Origin of the sequence: Aurantiacibacter hainanensis, assembly GCF_036321025.1 — a bacterium.
Taxonomy (GTDB): domain Bacteria; phylum Pseudomonadota; class Alphaproteobacteria; order Sphingomonadales; family Sphingomonadaceae; genus Alteraurantiacibacter; species Alteraurantiacibacter hainanensis.
The window spans coordinates 616,765-633,155 of the sequence record NZ_JAZAPB010000001.1 but is presented as its reverse complement, the minus strand read 5'-3'; the positions used below and the strand labels follow the sequence as shown (position 1 = coordinate 633,155).

Sequence of the window (16,391 nt, the reverse complement as noted above, 5' to 3'; positions counted from 1 at the left end):
CTCTCGATGATTGCCCGTACATCAACGGCCCTGGCCGCTGCGCTTGCCGTGCTTGCCCAGCCGCTGGCCGCGCAGGGGCGGCAGGATACCCCGCGGCTGGAAGACCTGATTCCCGATGCCGCGGTCGAAAATCCCGAGGACTGGGCAGCGCAGGGCGTGCCGGCCGACGACGAGGCCGATGCACAGGCCCAGCAGCCTCTCGGCCCCGATGCCGCGCTCGATCCCATGCCGCTGGTGACGATACCGTGGCCGGAAGATATCGACCTGCCGCAGCTCGCCCCGCTCGAACCGGACGAGGACGAAATCGAATTCGTCCAGTTCGAGGAGCAGATTCCGCGCATCACCACGGGCAGCGAGGAGCGCATTTCCGACGAGTTGGTGCTGGTGTTCCCCAACGAGCGTTCGCTGTTCCCCCAGCGGGAGGAATTCATCACCCGCTTCACGTCGCTGTCCACGATCGAGGATCTGGAGGACGACGACAACATCGCCCGGCTCGCGGCGCAGGCGCGCGCGGACGAGGAATTGCTGACGCAGCTGCTGCAGGTTTACGGCTACTTCGATGCCCAGGTGATCCGCACCGTGGGCCAGGTGGATGACGCCACCGATGCCGACCTCGATCGACCGGCGGTGCGTTTCGACATCGTGCCGGGCCAGCGCTACACCGTCGGCGCAATCGACCTCGGCAATCTGGAATCGACCGGCGACCAGTATCCCTCCCTGCGTCGCGCCTACGATATCGAGGTGGGCGATCCGATCTCGCTCGACACGATCGAGGAGGAGCAGTTCGATCTCGACATAGCACTGGGCGAAAGCGGCTATCCGTTCGCGGAAATCGATGCGCCTACCCTGCTGGTGGACCATGCCCGCACCGAGGGCGACATTGACATGCCTGTGCGGCCTGGCGGGCGCTATGTCTTGCGCAATGTCGTGAGTTCGGACTCGGACTTCCTGTCCAGCCGTCACCTCACCCGCATCGCCCGCTGGGACGAGGGCGACATCTACCGCCGCAGCGACGAGATGGACCTGCGCCGTGCCATGCTGGCCACCGGCCTGCTGGGTTCGGTGGAACTGACCCCGGTGGTGGTGGAGGAGCCCACGGCGACCGAGCCGGGCGTCGTGGATATCGAGGCCGAACTGACCCAGGCCCCGCTGCGCACGCTGGCGGGAAGCATCGGCTTCGGCACGGAAGAAGGCATCCGCCTGGAAGGCAGCTGGGAACATCGCAACCTGTTCCCGCCCGAAGGCATGCTGCGCGTTCGCGGCATCGCGGGCACGCAGGAGCAGCTGGCGGGCGTCACCTTCCGCAAGAACAACTTCAAGGGCCGCGACCGCATCCTGACGGTCGACGCATTCGCCTCCACCATCGACTACGACGCTTACGATGCCCGCACCGCATCGCTGATCGGAACCTATGAGCGCGTCAGCACGCTGCTGTTCCAGAAGGCTTTCAGCTGGTCGATGGGCGTCGAACTGGTCGCCTCGCAGGAAAGCGAACGGGACGCCGACGGCACCGATCTGCAGCGCGAGACCTATTTCATCGCCGCGCTTCCTCTCTATGCGCAGCTCGATGCATCCGACGACCTGCTCGATCCGACCGAGGGCTGGCGGCTTTCGGGACGTCTTTCGCCCGAGATTTCCGACAACGAGGGCGTGCAGAGCTTCTACGTGCGCAGCCAGGTGGATGCCTCCTTCTATCAGTCCGTGGGCGAGAACACGGTGCTGGCGGGCCGCGTGCGGGTGGCGAGCATTCCCGGCGCACCGCTGGAAGCCATCGCGCCCTCGCGCAGGCTCTATGCCGGTGGCGGCGGCTCGGTTCGCGGCTACGGCTATCGCGAGATCGGCCCGCTCAACAACACCGGCGATCCGCTGGGCGGACGCAGCCTGGTGGAGGTTTCCGCCGAGGCGCGCATCGGCACCGGCCTGATGGACGGCGCGATCAGCGTGGTGCCCTTCATCGACGCCGGCTCTGTGGGCCTCGATCCGATACCCGATTTCGATACGATCAAGTACGGTGCGGGCATAGGCGTGCGTTACGATACCGGCTTCGGGCCGCTGCGCCTCGACGTTGCCTTCCCGCTCAACCCCGGTCCGAACGATAACTGGGTGGCCGTCTACGTCGCGCTGGGACAGGCGTTCTGATGGTGGCCGAAGCGGACATGGACTCCCTGCAGGATGAGACCGAGACCCGCCCTCGCGGTGGCGGCAAGAGGCGCATACCCATCCGCATCATGAAAGCCGTGGGCTGGCTGCTGGTCGGCCTGCTCGGCCTGCTGCTGCTGGTCGTGGCGTTCCTCCACACCCCGCCGGGCCGTCAGTTCATCGTCGACCAGATCAGCAAGTTCGCTCCCGCTTCGGGACTGCGCGTGGAAGTGGGCGAGATCGACGGATCGGTGCTGTGGAGCAGCACCTTCCACGACGTGAAGTTCTACGACGCCAACGACACGCTGTTTCTCGAGGTGCCGACCATCGATCTGAACTGGCGACCGCACCGCTGGTTCGCCAGCGGGCTGGACGTGCGCCACTTGGTGGTTTCCGACGGTACGCTCTTTGCGGCACCCGAGCTGGAGCCGGGCGACCCTGACGCGCCGATCCTGCCCGATTTCGATATCCGCGTGGATCGCTTCGTGATCGAGGACCTGACGGTCGCAGAAGGGCTGCTGGGCGAGGAGAGGGTGATCGACTTCGCCGCGGAAGCCGATATCCGCGACGGCCTCGTCTATCTCGACGCCGGCGGCGAATTCGGCGGCGGCGACGAGTTCGAGGCCCTGATCCACGCCGAACCCGATGGCGACCGGTTCGACCTCGATCTCGACTGGCAGGCGCCCGCCGGCGGCTTCCTGGCGACGATGGTAGGTGCGGAAGAAGACCTCGCCATCAGCCTGCAGGGCGATGGCACCTGGTCTTCGTGGGAAGGCGAGGCGCTGGCGGTCCAGGGTGAGACCGAGCTGCTGGACTTCGATATCTACAACGAGAGCGGCCAGTACCGCCTGGTGGGCCAGATACGCCCCTCCGCCTACCTCGAAGGCCTGCCGCAGCGCGCGCTGGGCGATCTGGTGACGCTGTCGGCTTCGGGAACGCTGGAAGATTCTGTTCTGGAAGGCGATTTCGTGCTGCGCGGCCGCGGCGTGAACGCGGATGGGGAAGGTTCGATCGACCTTGCGGAAAACAGCTTCGACGATTTCAACGTGGCTGCCCAGTTGCTCGATCCCACGCTGTTCAGCGAAGACGTGGCCCTGAACGGCCTTGCGCTGGAAGCAACTCTGGACGGCGCTTTCCGCGACCTCACCATACCCCATACGCTGACTGTCGAGGAAATCGACGCGGGCGGCATCGTGGTCTCTAGCATCGTCCAGCAAGGCACGCTCGCCTACGACGGCACCCGCTTCGTCTTGCCCGTCGATGCGCAGATTGGCCGCATCGTCAGCGGAAACGAGCTTTTCGATCCGCGCCTGGTCAACGGCAGCCTCGACGGAACGATCGTCTATGCGGGCGGTGAAATTCTCTCCGAAAACCTGGCGGTGCAATTCCGCGGTCTGCGGGCGCGGCTGGGCCTCAACAGCGACCTTGAAACCGGGATCACGCAGGTAAACGGCCCGGTCACGATCGCCGGCCTTGCCTTCGACAACGTCGGCGTCATCGATGCCGCGGCGCAAATCCGCTTCCGCATCGGCGGAGAGGCGCCGTGGATGCTGCGCGCGGAATTGCAGGGCCGGGTGGAAGAAGTGACCAATTCCACCATCACCAGCATCGCGGGCGAGAACATTCGCTTCAACGGCGGGCTCGTGCTGGGCGGCGAAATGCCGCTCGCGTTCAATGCCCTTACCGTGAACGCCACCAAGCTGACCGCCACGCTCGACGGGCGGGTGGACGATGCCGGAACCAGCATCGTCGGAAGCGGGCGGCACACCGAATATGGGCCGTTCACCGTGGAAGCCACGCTGGCCGAGGACGGTCCCTATGTCGAACTTGTGCTGGCCGACCCGCTGCCCTCCGCCGGCCTCACCGATGTCCGCGTCAGCCTGTCGCCCACCGAAGACGGCTTCAACATCGAAACGAGCGGCGGATCGATGCTGGGGCCGTTCGACGGGGTTCTGGGGCTGGAGATTGCCGAGAATGGCGATACGGCCATTCGCATCGACCGCCTCGATGTCGCCGAAACCCGCGTCAGCGGTACGCTCGACCTAGTCGAAGGCGGGATCGCCGGATCGCTGGACGTCGCGCGCGGCGGACTGGACGGAACGATAGACCTGGCGGTGCGAGACGGCGGGCAGGGCTTTGACATCGACCTTGTGGCCGACAACGCGCGCTTTGGCGGAGCAACGCCGCTTGCGATAGGCGCGGGCACCATAGATGCCAGCGGCCTGATCGCCGAAGGCAACACTACGGTGATGGGCAATGCCAATCTCCAGGGCCTTTCCTACGGCAACCTGTTCATAGGTCGCCTCGCCGCGCAGGCGGAAATCGTCAACGGTAGCGGTTCTTTCGACGCCGCCCTGACCGGCCAGCGCGGCAGCCAGTTCGAATTGCTGGTGAACGGAAGGCTGCAACCCGGACGGATCGCCGTCGCGGTGGACGGCTCCTACGCCGGCACCGACATTTCCATGCCGCGCCGCGCCGTCCTCACCAGCCTCGAAGGCGGTGGCTGGGAATTGCAGCGTTCGCAGATCAGCTATGGCGACGGCTACGTGATCGCCAGCGGCCAGTTTGGCGGCGACAGGCCCATGCAGGGCCGCGTCGCCCTGTCCGAAATGCCGCTCGAGATCCTCGGCGCGCTCTCGGGCGACCTCGGCATCGGCGGCGATATCTCCGGCGTGATCGAGGTGGAACAGGGGCAGGGCGGACTGCCGGTCGGCGAGGCACGGCTGATGGTGGAGGGCCTGACGCGCTCCAGCCTGCTGCTGACGTCCAGGCCGATCAACATCGCGCTTGTGGCGGATCTTTCCGAGCAATTGCTGCAGACGCGCGCGGTGATTTCCGACGGCGGTAACGCGAGCGGTCGCCTGCAGGCGCGCATAGCCAACCTGCCGCAGTCGGGGGCGCTGACGGAGAGGCTCTACAACGGCGACCTGTTCGGCCAGTTCCGCTTCGAGGGTTCCGCGGCAACGCTGTGGCGCCTCGCCGCGATCGACCTGCTCGACATGACCGGCGACATCACCGTTGCTGCCAACATGCGCGGTTCGCTGGGCAACCCGCAGGTGCGCGGCTCCCTGACGGGAGACGACCTGCGGGTGCGCAGTACCCTGACGGGAACCGACATCTCTGACGTTTCCGCGCGCGGCACATTCACCGGGTCGCGGCTGGCGCTGACCAGGTTCAGCGGCACCGCGCCCAACGGCGGGCAGATTTCGGGAAGCGGCTTCGTCGACCTGTCGGACATTTCGGCAGAGCGCGGGCCGCAGATCGATCTGCGCATGGCGGCGCGCAACGCCGAGATCGTCGACCTCGAGAACATGGGCGCAACCGTGACCGGGCCCATGCGCATCGTTTCCAACGGCGTGGGCGGGACGATTGCCGGGAGACTGGAGGCGACCAGCGCCCGCTGGCAGCTTGGCGCGTCCGAAGTCCTGGCCGAATTGCCTAGTGTCGAAGTCACCGAGATCAACCTTCCGGCCGACCAGCGCCCCGTCGCGGCCAACCAGGCTCCGTGGAGCTTCCTGATCGACGTGCGCGCGCCCGGCGGCATCGAAGTCGACGGCATGGGCCTCGAAAGCGAATGGCGCACCGAAAACCTGCTGCTCCGCGGCACGACCGACGATCCCCGCGTGGGCGGCTCGGTCTCCATCGTGCCGCGACAGGGTTTCTACTCGTTCGCCGGCACGCGCTTCGAGATCACGCGCGGCGAGATCGACTTCGATCGCAACGTGCCGATCGATCCGCGCATCGACCTGACCGCCGTGACGGAAGTCAACGGCCTGACGGTCGAGGTCGATGTCTCGGGCAGCGCCAGCCAGCCGCAGATCACGTTCTCCTCGACACCGGCCCTGCCGGAAGAGGAACTGCTCGCGCGCTTGCTGTTCGGCGGTTCGATCACCAACCTTTCCGCCACCGATGCGCTGCAGCTGGGCGCGGCGGTCGCGTCCCTGCGTGGCGGGGGCGGCGTGGGTCCGATCAACCAGCTGCGCAACGCGGTCGGCCTCGATCGCCTGCGCATCATTCCCGCCGATCCCGCGCTGGATCGCGGTACGGCGGTGGCGCTGGGCAAGAACTTCGGCCGCCGGTTCTATGTCGAGATCATCACCGACGGTGCAGGCTACAACGCCAGCGAACTGGAATTCCGGGTGACCAGCTGGCTGAACCTGCTGGCCACCGTCAGCACCATCGGCCGTCACCAGGCGGCGGCAGAGTACCGGCGGGACTACTAGCCGGCCGAGGCGCGGCGACATGAAAAAGGGGAGCGAACCGGTCCGGCGCGCTCCCCTCTTCCAAGGCGTTGTCTGGCCTGGCTTGCGTCAGCCAGGCGACGCCATCGATTTCAGGACGCCGTCGATGGGGATCACGGAGCCGTTGACCCCGCTCATCACTTCACCTTCGACACTGGCTTCCGAGCCATCCGAAGATGTGACCACGAGATTATCCGCATCGCGGGTGAAGGTGAGCGTGTTCGATCCCATCGTCTTCATCTCCACCGACCCTCCGGCGCTTTCGATGGCTGCGACGATATCCTCGCGGCTGAGATAGCCTGGCACGATGTGTTCGCGCAGGATCGCCACGCGCGCGGCGCGCGTCTCCTCGCCTTCCAGCGGCACGTCGAGCGCGGAAAACGCCTCGTCGGTCGGTGCGAAGACGGTGTAGGGCGCATTGCCGTCGAACACGCCGGACAGCCCGGCATTTGATACGATCTCTGATACGACGCTGAGATCGTCGGCATCCTCGATCAGGGCGGCAAGCGTGCTGGTGCCCACACCGCCGTCGGCTTCGCCGCCTTCGCCCGCGTCGGAGCCGCAGGCGGTCAGGGCGAACAGGCTGGCAGCGGCTGCGGCGGCGAGGAATGGCTTTTTCGTCATGAAACCCTCCTAAACCAACAGCTCGATTGCCGAGGCAACCAGCATCGTTTCCGGGTCGATCTCGTAAACGTATCCGTCGTTGTAACGGTACATCGCGTCAGGGCGGTCATAGTACCTGTCACGGTAACTGTAGGGCACGTTGTAGACGTCGTATCCGCGCGGCATGCGCTGGCCGACGCGGAATTCGTCACCCGTCAACAGGGCCGCGATCGAGGTGATTGCCGCCGTCTCCGGGTCCATCCGGTAGACGACGTTGTCGGCATAGCGATAGTTCGCGGAGGGGCCGAGGCCGTAGTAGCTTTCGTAGTACGACGGCAGTCGTGAATAGCGATAGTCGTCCGGCCACGGATTGCCGATGGCCAGCGCGCCGCCCAGCAGCGGGATGTAGCCGGAAATTCCGTCTCCGCTGCCGATCCGCAGCAGGTAGCCATCATCGTAGAAATAATTGCCGCGTCGGTCGCCGAACAGGCCGCCAAGACCCCACCAGTCCGGGGCGTAGCGCGAATAGCGATAGCGATCCTGCTGGCGTGCCAGACCGGGCGGACGGCAGCCGTTGTACTTCTTCGCGAGTCCGGGAGGGCAGCCGTCGGCGATGCCGGTGCGGGCCATGCGGCGGAAATCGATGATCGATCCGCCGTCGTAGCGAACGGACACGGAATCGTTGCCGCGCCCCGGACCTCCACGGTTTCCGTTGCCGTTCCCGTTTCCACGGGCGACCGGCGGACCGCCGCGATCGTTGCCGTTGCCGCGCGCCACGGGCGGACCGCCGCGATCGTTGCCGTTGCCACGAGCCTGCGGGGGAGGGCCGCCGGAATTGCCGCGGGCCTGCTCCTGGCCGCCGCCGCGATTGCCACGATCGGCATTGCCGCGGTTGCCATTGCCCCTGTCGGCATTTCCGTTGCCCTGATTGGATGGCCCGGCCATCGCCGGCGGACCGCCGCGATTGCCGTTATTTCCATTACCATTACCGTTGCCATTTCCCTGCGCCAGGGCCGGAACGGCGGCCAGGGCGAGGGCTGAGACGGATGCGACCAGAATTTTCATTGTTCTTGGCTCCTTCAGCCTTGGAAAACGGCCGATCGTGGCGACAAGTTCCTGATGTTTGTTAAGCGTCCTTCGTTAAGGAGCCTTGGCGATAGAGCGCGGCTTCGGCTGCACGGCGCCTGGCGAGGCCCCGCATCACGCGTCCGCCGGCGTAGCACCAGCGGTCGAATTCGCGCGCGGCGCCTTCGAAATCGCCCGCCTTGTGCTTGCGTGTCAGGGTGGCCCTGGCGATGGCGCCGGTGTTGTAGTGAAAGCTGACCAGGGCATCGAACTGCAGCGCAGTGGCAGGGCAATCGCCCAGCGCATCGGCAACCTCGGCGGCATAGCGCCGGAGGTCGGCCTCCAGCCGGGCATCGCAGGCGTCCTGCGTCCAGACCGTGCCTTGGTCGATTCCCGGACCGGTCGCGCCCCAGCCGATGGTCCAGGGCGCACCGCCGGTGCCGGGGTCGGGATAGGCCTCCACCATTCCGTCCTTGCGAATACGCGCGCAGCCCTCGAACTGCTTGATGAGGGCGATGCCCTTCGGCCCGACAGCGGGCCTGGCAGGGTAGTCCGGAGCCTCGGGAACACAGTCGCGGGCCGGAGAATCGGCGGCAACCTCCACCGGCTCGCTCTCGGCCGCAGGCGGCTGGCGGCCAAGGATTGCGCGGACGATTTCGAACAGCGGTATCTGGGTCATGGGAATGCTCCTGGTGTCGCGGAAAAACGGTCCCGGCGCTAGGTCGCGCGTCTTCGCGTAGGAAAGACCTGTAAAGAGCTCTTGACTGACAAGAGTTCTTTACAGCAAAGAGCTCTTTGCAGGCAGAGAGGCGAAACGGTGAAGAACCACTTGAAGGATCATCGGGAGGCGAAGGGCTGGAGCCAGGGCGAACTCGCCCGGCGGCTGGGCGTTTCGCGGCAGACGATCAACGCGGTGGAAACCGACAAGTACGATCCCTCGCTGCCGCTGGCACTGCGCATGGCAAAGCTGTTCGCCGTCGCCGTGCCGGAGCTGTTTATCGACGATTGGGAACCGGAGGCGGAGTAATGGACATGGTGTCGGAACGGACCGAGTCGCAGAAATGGAAGAAGGCGGGACTGGCTGCAATCGCGGGGGCGGTGGCCGGCTTTGCCGCTTCGATGGCCTTCCTGCTGGGAACCGATGAATTCGGCGGCGTGCTGAGCGAATCCGCCAAGATCGCGGGTATCGTTGCCATCATCTACATCCTCACGTCGCTGATGGTCGGCGTGGGCCTGGTGAGCCCCGGGTTTGGCGTGCGCTTCCTCAATGTCGAGGATCGCAGCGAGCTTCGCGAACAGCGCACGCTGCTGGCCTACAGTGCGGCATCGATCCTGGCCCTGGGCAGCGGCTTGCTGCTCGTCGTCCTGTCGGGCCCCGGGGGCACGTTCGGACCGGATATCGGCCTGATCGCGGTGCCGCTGGTTGCCATAGGCCTGGTGCTCGGCATCCGTCAGTGGCGCTATGCCGACGAACTTATGCGGACGGTCTCCCACGAAAGTGCAGCGACCGCGTTCTACCTGCTGTTCGCAATCGGCGGCGGCTGGGCCATCCTCGCGCATCTGGAGTACCTGGCTCCTCCGGCAACGCTCGATTGGCTGTCGATGATCTGGGCGGCCGGGCTGTTCGGCTCCTTCATTGCCAGTGCGCGCCGCGGCCTGCTTGCCCCGCGCTAGTGGCCCCGAAAAGAGCAATGGCGAAAAGTAAAGGGGCGCCCGGTTGCCCGGACGCCCCTTCTCTTTGTCTCGATGCGCTGGGATCAGCTGCTGTAGTACATGTCGAACTCGACCGGGCTCGGCGTGGTCTCGAAGCGGAGGACATCCTCCCACTTCAGGTCCATGTAGGCCTCGATCTGGTCCTTGGTGAACACGTCGCCTTTCAGCAGGAAGTCCATGTCGTCGCGCAGGGCGAGCAGGGCTTCGCGCAGGGAACCGCACACGGTCGGCACGTCGGCCAGTTCGGCCGGCGGCAGGTCGTACAGGTTCTTGTCCATGGCATCGCCCGGATGGATCTTGTTCTCGATCCCGTCGATGCCGGCCATCAGCAGCGCCGAGAAGGCGAGGTAGGGGTTGGCCAGCGGATCGGGGAAGCGGAATTCCACGCGCTTCGCCTTTTCGCCCGAGCCGTAGGGAATACGGCAGGAAGCCGAACGGTTGCGGGCGGAGTAGGCCAGCAGCACCGGCGCCTCGAACCCCGGCACCAGCCGCTTGTAGCTGTTGGTGGTGGGGTTGGTGAAGGCGTTCAGGGCCTTGGCGTGCTTGATCACGCCGCCGATGTAGAACAGGCAGGTTTCCGACAGACCGGCATATTCATTGCCCGCGAACGTCGGCTTGCCGTCCTTCCAGATCGACATGTGGGTGTGCATGCCGCTGCCGTTGTCGGCCTTGATCGGCTTGGGCATGAAGGTGGCCGTCTTGCCATAGGCATGGGCGACCTGCTGCACGACATACTTGTAGATCTGCACGCGGTCGGCGGTCTGCGTCAGCGTGCCGAAAGTGATGCCGAGTTCGTGCTGGGCAGCGGCCACCTCGTGGTGGTGCTTGTCCATCGGCAGGCCCATTTCCAGCATGGTGCTGACCATTTCGGCGCGGATATCCATGGCGCTGTCGACCGGCGCAACGGGAAAGTAGCCGCCCTTGGCGCGCGGACGGTGGCCCATGTTGCCCATTTCCATCTCGGTGCCCGAGTTGGTCGGCAGTTCGATGTCGTCGATCTGGTAGCCCGATCCGGAATAGCCATCCTCGAAGCGGACGTCGTCGAACATGAAGAACTCGGGTTCCGGGCCGACGTAGATCGTATCGCCGATGCCGGTGCTCTTCAGGTAGGCTTCGGCACGCTTTGCGGTGGATCGCGGGTCGCGGCTGTAGAGCTCACCGTTGGAAGGCTCCACGATGTCGCAGTTGATCACCATCATCGGCGTGGCGCTGAACGGATCGATGTAGATCGAATCCAGATCCGGCTTCAGGATCATGTCGGATTCGTTGATGGTCTTCCAGCCCTCGATGGAGGAGCCGTCGAACATCATGCCTTCTTCAAGCATGTCCTCGTCGACGACGCCGGCGCACATCGAGAGGTGCTGCCACTTGCCCTTGGGGTCGGTGAAGCGGACGTCGACCCATTCGATCTCCTCGTCCTTGATACGCTTCGCGATGTCCTTTGCACTGGCCATGATTATCCTTCCTTGAATTGAACGTATTGTCTGTTCTGGCGGGATTCGCCTGTGGGTGGACCGCCCTAGAGGGCGGCGTCGTCCTGCTCTCCGGTACGGATGCGGATTGCCGAGCCGATATCGGATACGAAGATCTTGCCGTCCCCGATGCGGCCTGTCTTGGCGGCATTGGCGATGGCATCCGTCACCTGCTGGGCCAACTGGTCCGGCACGACGATTTCCAGCTTAACCTTGGGCAGGAAATCGACGACATATTCGGCACCGCGGTAGAGTTCCGTGTGCCCTTTCTGCCGTCCGAAGCCCTTCGCCTCCGTCACGGTAATGCCGGACACGCCGACCTCGTGCAGGGCATCCTTCACCTCGTCGAGCTTGAAGGGTTTGATGATGGCTTCGATCTTTTTCACTCAGGTCCCTGTCTTAACCCGGTCGATCCGGGCCTTTCTCCCTAGGCAATTCCCGAGACATAGGCTTCAAGAATCATGCCAGAATGTACTGGCCGAGTGCTAGACAATCGCGGGGACGAGCGAAAGGGCGGATTCGCAACAATCGCGGCCGGAAGCGCGGGAAAGCTGCAATCAAATTGCGCTGCCGGCGACCCTGACAATGACCTTTTGACGGGCAGGGGTGCCCAAAAAGCGGGCAGTTCGGGCTACAGATGGAGGCCCGCAAGCGGGTCGCAGCCCGCCATCAGGTTGAGGGACTGCACGGCCGCGCCGCTGGCGCCCTTGCCGAGGTTGTCGAGAACCGCGACCAGGCGCGCGTTTTCTTCCTTCGCGTCGCTGAAGACGTAGAGGTCGAGCCGGTCCCACGGCTCGGACCGCTTGTGCAGCAGCAGTTCGCTCACGTCCTCGTCCCTGTCGTGCACGGTGACGAGCGGGGCGTTCTCGTAATAGCGCGCCAGTTCCTTGTGCAGATCGGCGGGAGGGGCCGCCGCGCGCATGGCGGTGATCGCTAGCGGCACTTCCACCACCATACCGCGAAATCCGGGCACGACCGAGGGTGCGAAGACGGGCGGGTTCTTGAGCCCTGCCTTCGACTGCATTTCCTTCAGGTGCTTGTGATCCAGCGACAGGCCGTAGGTGCGAAAGGCGATGTCGCTGCCTTCGCCCTCGAACCGCTGGATCAGGCTCTTGCCGCCACCCGAATAGCCCGACACGGCGTTGACGGTATAGGGCCAGTCGCGCGGGAGCAGCTTGGCCCGCACCAGCGGTGCCATTATGGCCAGAAAGCCCGTGGGATAGCAGCCGGGGTTCGAGACGCGGTCTGCACCCGCCACCACGTTCGGCCCGACCAGCTCGGGAAAACCGTAGATCCAGCCCGCGGCGGTGCGATGCGCGGTGGAGGCGTCGATGACGCGGGTGCCGGAATCATCCTCGATCATGGCCACGGCATCGCGCGCGGCGTCGTCGGGCAGGCACAAGATCACGAAATCGGCGAAGTTCAGCGCCGCGCGGCGGCAATCCTCGTCCTTGCGTTCGGCATCGTTGAGACGCACCAGTTCGAATTCGCTGCGGCCCTCAAGCCGGTCGGCGATTTCCAGGCCGGTCGTCCCGGCCGCCCCGTCGATGAAGACGGTGTGCGCCACACTCAGCCTCCTGCTGTCTCTAGCCGGTCGAGCCGGACATAGCCCACCGGGCCTTCGAGGGAAAGGCAGCCCCAGGCCCATGCGCGGGTAACGTCGAGAACCTCGAAGCTGTCGCCTTCCAGCAGCACGCAAAGCTCCTCGGATGTATTATCCGGATCGGCATAGAGCGGTGCACCGCCAGGCAGAACGGTGCGTGGCTGGGGCACGGCGTAGTGCGGCACAAAATGGATACCGGCCAGACCGATGTGGGCAAGATCGCCGCGGATCGGCACGCGCGTGGGATCGGGCCGCGCGACCGCGCCCGCCAGGACGTAGGGTCCGTGGGCGGAAAGTTCCGCGTCTGTAATTTCGTCCTGGCTCAAGCGCGCTTCACCCGTTGAATCCGGTCGCGGGCGAACGGCCCGGCGAACGAAGCGCGCTTAGACGGGTGGGGCGGTGCCTGCAACCTTGCGGGCTAACCATATCGACCGCGCAGGGCATGGAACGCCGCGCGAAGGCCGAGAGCGGCACCGCCCTTCGATCGTCCGGGCTTTGCCGTGGGCCGCCATGCGAAGGTGTCGAAATGCGCCCAGTCGACATCCTCGCCAACGAACTTGTCGAGGAACAGTCCGGCGACGCTGGCGCCGGCAAAGCCGTTGGTATGGGTGTTGTTGGTGTCGGCGATGTCCGATTTCAGCCACTCGCGATAGCTTTCGGGCAGGGGCAGACGCCAGGGTTCGTCGTCGTGCGCCTTGCCGGCGGAAATCAGTTGCTCCGCCGTCTGGTCGCGCCGCGTCATCAGGGCCGGGAGGTCCGGCCCCAGCGCGACGCGCGCGGCGCCCGTGAGCGTGGCGAAATCCAGGATGAACTCCGGCTCCCGCTCGCTCACCAGCGTCAGCGCATCGCCCAGGATCAGCCGTCCCTCTGCATCGGTGTTGCCGATTTCAACGGTCAGCCCCTTGCGGCTTTGCAGCACGTCGCCCGGGCGGAAGGAATTGCCGGCAATGGCATTCTCAACCGCGGGAACCACGCAGTGCAGCCGCACTTTCAGGCCAGCCTTCATGATCAGTTCCGACAGGGCGAGGGCATGGGCCGCGCCGCCCATGTCCTTCTTCATCAGCAGCATGCCGCTCGCGCCCTTGATGTCGAGCCCGCCCGAATCGAAGCACACGCCTTTGCCGACGATGGCGATCTTGGGATGGCTCCGGTCGCCCCATTCCAGCTCGATCAGCCGGGGCGCATGCTTGCGCTCCGCCGCACGGCCCACGGCGTGGACCATGGGAAAGCCCTTCTCCAGCGCATCGCCGCGCGTGACCGAGATCTTCGCGTCCTGCTCTTTGGCGATGCGTTCGGCCTCGGCCTCCAGCGCGGCGGGCCCCATGTCCTCAGCTGGGGTGTTCACCAGGTCGCGCACCAGGCTGGCGGCCTGCGCCTCGGCGGTGACCAGTTCGATCTTCGCCACGTCTTCCGTCAGCAGCACGCGCGGACCTTCGGCATCGCGGTCGTCCTTGTAGCGGGTGAAGCGGTACTGCGCGGTCTGCCAGCCGAACAGGGCCGCGCCCGCCGACACGTCGGCCAGGCGATAGGTGCCCTCGGGCAGCTCTTCCGCCAGCTTGGCAAGACACCAGCTGGTAAGATCCTGCGGGTCGGCCACTCCGCCGACGGCGAACCAGCCTTCGCCATCGGGCACGATACCCACCTGATAGCCACCACCGGTGAACTTCTGAGCCGCGAGGGCGGCACGCTGCGGTCCGCTCAGGTCCTTCGCGAAACGTTCGAACGATTCGGAGTGGACGAGATGGATCGCGATGGCGTCCTGCCCGCGATCCGGCTGGATGAGGTCTGCTGCGATAGTCATGGAATTCCGCTTGCCGTTTTCCTTTCCGTTTGGGAAGGCTTGCCTGAAATGATCCCGATGATGATCCGACGATTCACCCTACTGGCAGTTCCGGCGTTCCTGACGGCTTGCGATCCGTCCGGCGAATCCGGCAATCCGGGGCAGGACGCGACGCCCACGGCGCCCACGCCCCCGGACACGCCCGGCACGACCGAGCCTCCCAGCCCGCTGGGGGGCGCGCGTCAGGTGTCGGAGCGAACGGACCTGTTCGTTTTCGAATACTCCTATCCCCAGGCAGCCGGCGACACCGAGGGGCTGGCCGGATGGCTCGACAACAGGCTGGAACGCGAAAGACGACGGCTTTCCGCGCGCGCCGCGCAGGGCCGCGAGGAGGCGAGCGACAACGGCTTCCCCTTCAACACCTATTCCAGCGAAACCGCGTGGGAAGTCGCGGCCGACCTGCCGAACTGGCTTAGCCTCTCGGCATCCCAGTCGTTCTATTACGGCGGCGCGCATCCCAATTACGGGTTCGACACGATCGTGTGGGACAAGGAAAACGACACCGTCCGCGAACCGATCAGTTTCTTCACATCGGCGGAGGCGCTGGACGAGGCGCTCGGCCCGCAGCTTTGCGAAGCGCTGAATGCCGAGCGCGAGGAGCGCCGCGGCGAGCCGGTGGAGGAGGGGAGCGACGACACCTTCGATGCCTGCATCAAGCCCGACGAGACGAACCTGCTGCTCGGCTCCACCAACGGCGAGAGCTTCAATCGCATCGGCATCCAGATCGCGCCCTACCTGGCAGGGCCCTATGCCGAGGGGTCGTATGAATTCACCTTTCCGGTGACCGAGGAACTGCTGGAAACCGTACGCGACGAGTATCGCGGCGCCTTTGCGGCAAACTGACGAGCGCACTCGCAATCCGGCGGCAAACCGCCTAAGTAACGGACATGACAGAATACCAGCACGTTACTGCCGACACATCCGTCTATCGCGACGGCACCATCAAGCTGCACGGTCCCGAAGGGTTCGAGGGCATGCGCAAGGCGGGCCGGCTCGCCGCCGAGATTCTCGACGAGCTGACCACGCGGGTGCAGCCCGGCGTGACCACCGGCGAACTGGACAAGATCGTGCGCGAGATGACGCTGGATGGCGGCGCGGTGCCGGCGACGCTGGGCTATCGCGGCTTCACCCATTCGTGCTGCACTTCGATCAACCACGTGGTTTGCCACGGGATTCCGACGGACAAGCGGCTGAAGGAAGGCGATATCGTGAACATCGATGTCACCCCGCTGCTCGACGGCTGGCACGGCGACACCAGCCGCATGTATTACGCCGGCGAACCTTCGATCAAGGCGAAGAAGCTGGTGGAAGTGACGCACGAATGCCTGATGATCGGCATCGCCGAGGTGCGCCCCGGCGCGCGGCTGGGCGATGTCGGCGCTGCTATCCAGGAATATGCCGAACGCCACCGCTACGGCGTGGTGCGCGAATTCTGCGGCCACGGCCTTGGCCGACTATTCCACGATGCGCCCGAAGTGGTGCATGCGGGCCGCCGCGGCACCGGGCCGGAACTGAAGGCGGGCATGTTCATGACCATCGAGCCGATGATCAACCTCGGCCGACCCCACGTGAAGCTGCTCAACGACGGCTGGACCGCGGTGACCCGCGACAAGAGCCTGTCGGCGCAGTTCGAACATTCGATCGGGATTACCGAGGATGGCTGCGAGATATTCACCAAGAGCCCCAAGGGCCTGGACAAGCCGCCCTATTGATCC

14 protein-coding genes are annotated in these 16,391 nt (G+C 65.3%); 6 read left to right on the top strand and 8 right to left on the bottom strand.

Annotated features, from left to right (window positions below):
- Window positions 1-6 precede the first annotated feature (6 nt).
- Complete coding sequence (locus AAA989_RS03150; protein WP_338241095.1) at window positions 7-2,139, top strand: autotransporter assembly complex protein TamA; 2,133 nt, start codon at window positions 7-9, stop codon at window positions 2,137-2,139.
- Complete coding sequence (locus tag AAA989_RS03145) at window positions 2,139-6,362, top strand: translocation/assembly module TamB domain-containing protein (RefSeq protein ID WP_338241093.1); 4,224 nt, start codon at window positions 2,139-2,141, stop codon at window positions 6,360-6,362. Before AAA989_RS03150 ends, AAA989_RS03145 begins: the two co-directional genes overlap by 1 nt.
- Window positions 6,363-6,449: 87 nt before the next feature.
- Here AAA989_RS03145 and AAA989_RS03140 read toward each other — a convergent pair whose 3' ends face one another.
- The 3 genes from AAA989_RS03140 to AAA989_RS03130 form a co-directional block, all read right to left on the bottom strand.
- Complete coding sequence (locus AAA989_RS03140) at window positions 6,450-7,004, bottom strand: fasciclin domain-containing protein (RefSeq protein ID WP_338241092.1); 555 nt, start codon at window positions 7,002-7,004, stop codon at window positions 6,450-6,452.
- 9 nt (window positions 7,005-7,013) lie between these two features.
- The gene (locus AAA989_RS03135; protein ID WP_338241091.1) at window positions 7,014-8,048 is read right to left on the bottom strand and encodes a hypothetical protein; all 1,035 of its coding nucleotides are present in this window, start codon (window positions 8,046-8,048) and stop codon (window positions 7,014-7,016) included.
- A gap of 61 nt (window positions 8,049-8,109) precedes the next feature.
- Entirely contained in the window at window positions 8,110-8,727 is a 618-nt protein-coding gene (locus AAA989_RS03130) for a lysozyme (RefSeq protein ID WP_338241090.1), read from the bottom strand.
- Window positions 8,728-8,865: 138 nt separating this feature from the next.
- On the opposite strand from AAA989_RS03130, the gene AAA989_RS03125 reads away from it, so the two are divergent.
- Both AAA989_RS03125 and AAA989_RS03120 read left to right on the top strand, forming a co-directional pair.
- The gene (locus AAA989_RS03125) at window positions 8,866-9,075 is read left to right on the top strand and encodes a helix-turn-helix transcriptional regulator (RefSeq protein WP_338241089.1); all 210 of its coding nucleotides are present in this window, start codon (window positions 8,866-8,868) and stop codon (window positions 9,073-9,075) included.
- On the top strand, window positions 9,075-9,722 hold the full coding sequence (locus tag AAA989_RS03120; RefSeq protein ID WP_338241088.1) for a hypothetical protein: 648 nt from the start codon (window positions 9,075-9,077) through the stop codon (window positions 9,720-9,722). The genes AAA989_RS03125 and AAA989_RS03120 overlap by 1 nt, the downstream gene beginning before the upstream one ends.
- A gap of 83 nt (window positions 9,723-9,805) precedes the next feature.
- Here AAA989_RS03120 and glnA read toward each other — a convergent pair whose 3' ends face one another.
- The 5 genes from glnA to AAA989_RS03095 all read right to left on the bottom strand — a co-directional run bounded on the left by glnA (window position 9,806) and on the right by AAA989_RS03095 (window position 14,637).
- Window positions 9,806-11,215, bottom strand: a complete 1,410-nt coding sequence (glnA, locus tag AAA989_RS03115; RefSeq protein ID WP_338241086.1) for a type I glutamate--ammonia ligase — start codon at window positions 11,213-11,215, stop codon at window positions 9,806-9,808.
- A gap of 65 nt (window positions 11,216-11,280) precedes the next feature.
- Window positions 11,281-11,619, bottom strand: a complete 339-nt coding sequence (locus AAA989_RS03110) for a P-II family nitrogen regulator (RefSeq protein WP_338241085.1) — start codon at window positions 11,617-11,619, stop codon at window positions 11,281-11,283.
- A 245-nt stretch (window positions 11,620-11,864) separates the two neighbouring features.
- Window positions 11,865-12,800, bottom strand: a complete 936-nt coding sequence (gene argC, locus AAA989_RS03105; RefSeq protein ID WP_338241084.1) for an N-acetyl-gamma-glutamyl-phosphate reductase — start codon at window positions 12,798-12,800, stop codon at window positions 11,865-11,867.
- A 2-nt stretch (window positions 12,801-12,802) separates the two neighbouring features.
- Entirely contained in the window at window positions 12,803-13,162 is a 360-nt protein-coding gene (locus AAA989_RS03100; RefSeq protein ID WP_338241083.1) for a hypothetical protein, read from the bottom strand.
- A gap of 92 nt (window positions 13,163-13,254) precedes the next feature.
- Window positions 13,255-14,637 carry a leucyl aminopeptidase family protein gene (locus AAA989_RS03095; RefSeq protein WP_338241082.1) on the bottom strand — a complete coding sequence of 461 codons (1,383 nt, stop codon included), beginning with the start codon at window positions 14,635-14,637 and terminating at the stop codon, window positions 13,255-13,257.
- Window positions 14,638-14,694: 57 nt separating this feature from the next.
- Between AAA989_RS03095 and AAA989_RS03090 the strand changes: the two genes are divergently transcribed.
- Together AAA989_RS03090 and map are read left to right on the top strand one after the other, a co-directional pair.
- Window positions 14,695-15,519: a PdaC/SigV domain-containing protein gene (locus AAA989_RS03090; protein ID WP_338241081.1), complete on the top strand. Its 825-nt coding sequence runs from the start codon at window positions 14,695-14,697 to the stop codon at window positions 15,517-15,519.
- Window positions 15,520-15,563: 44 nt separating this feature from the next.
- Complete coding sequence (map, locus tag AAA989_RS03085) at window positions 15,564-16,388, top strand: type I methionyl aminopeptidase (protein ID WP_338241080.1); 825 nt, start codon at window positions 15,564-15,566, stop codon at window positions 16,386-16,388.
- Window positions 16,389-16,391: the final 3 nt, after the last annotated feature.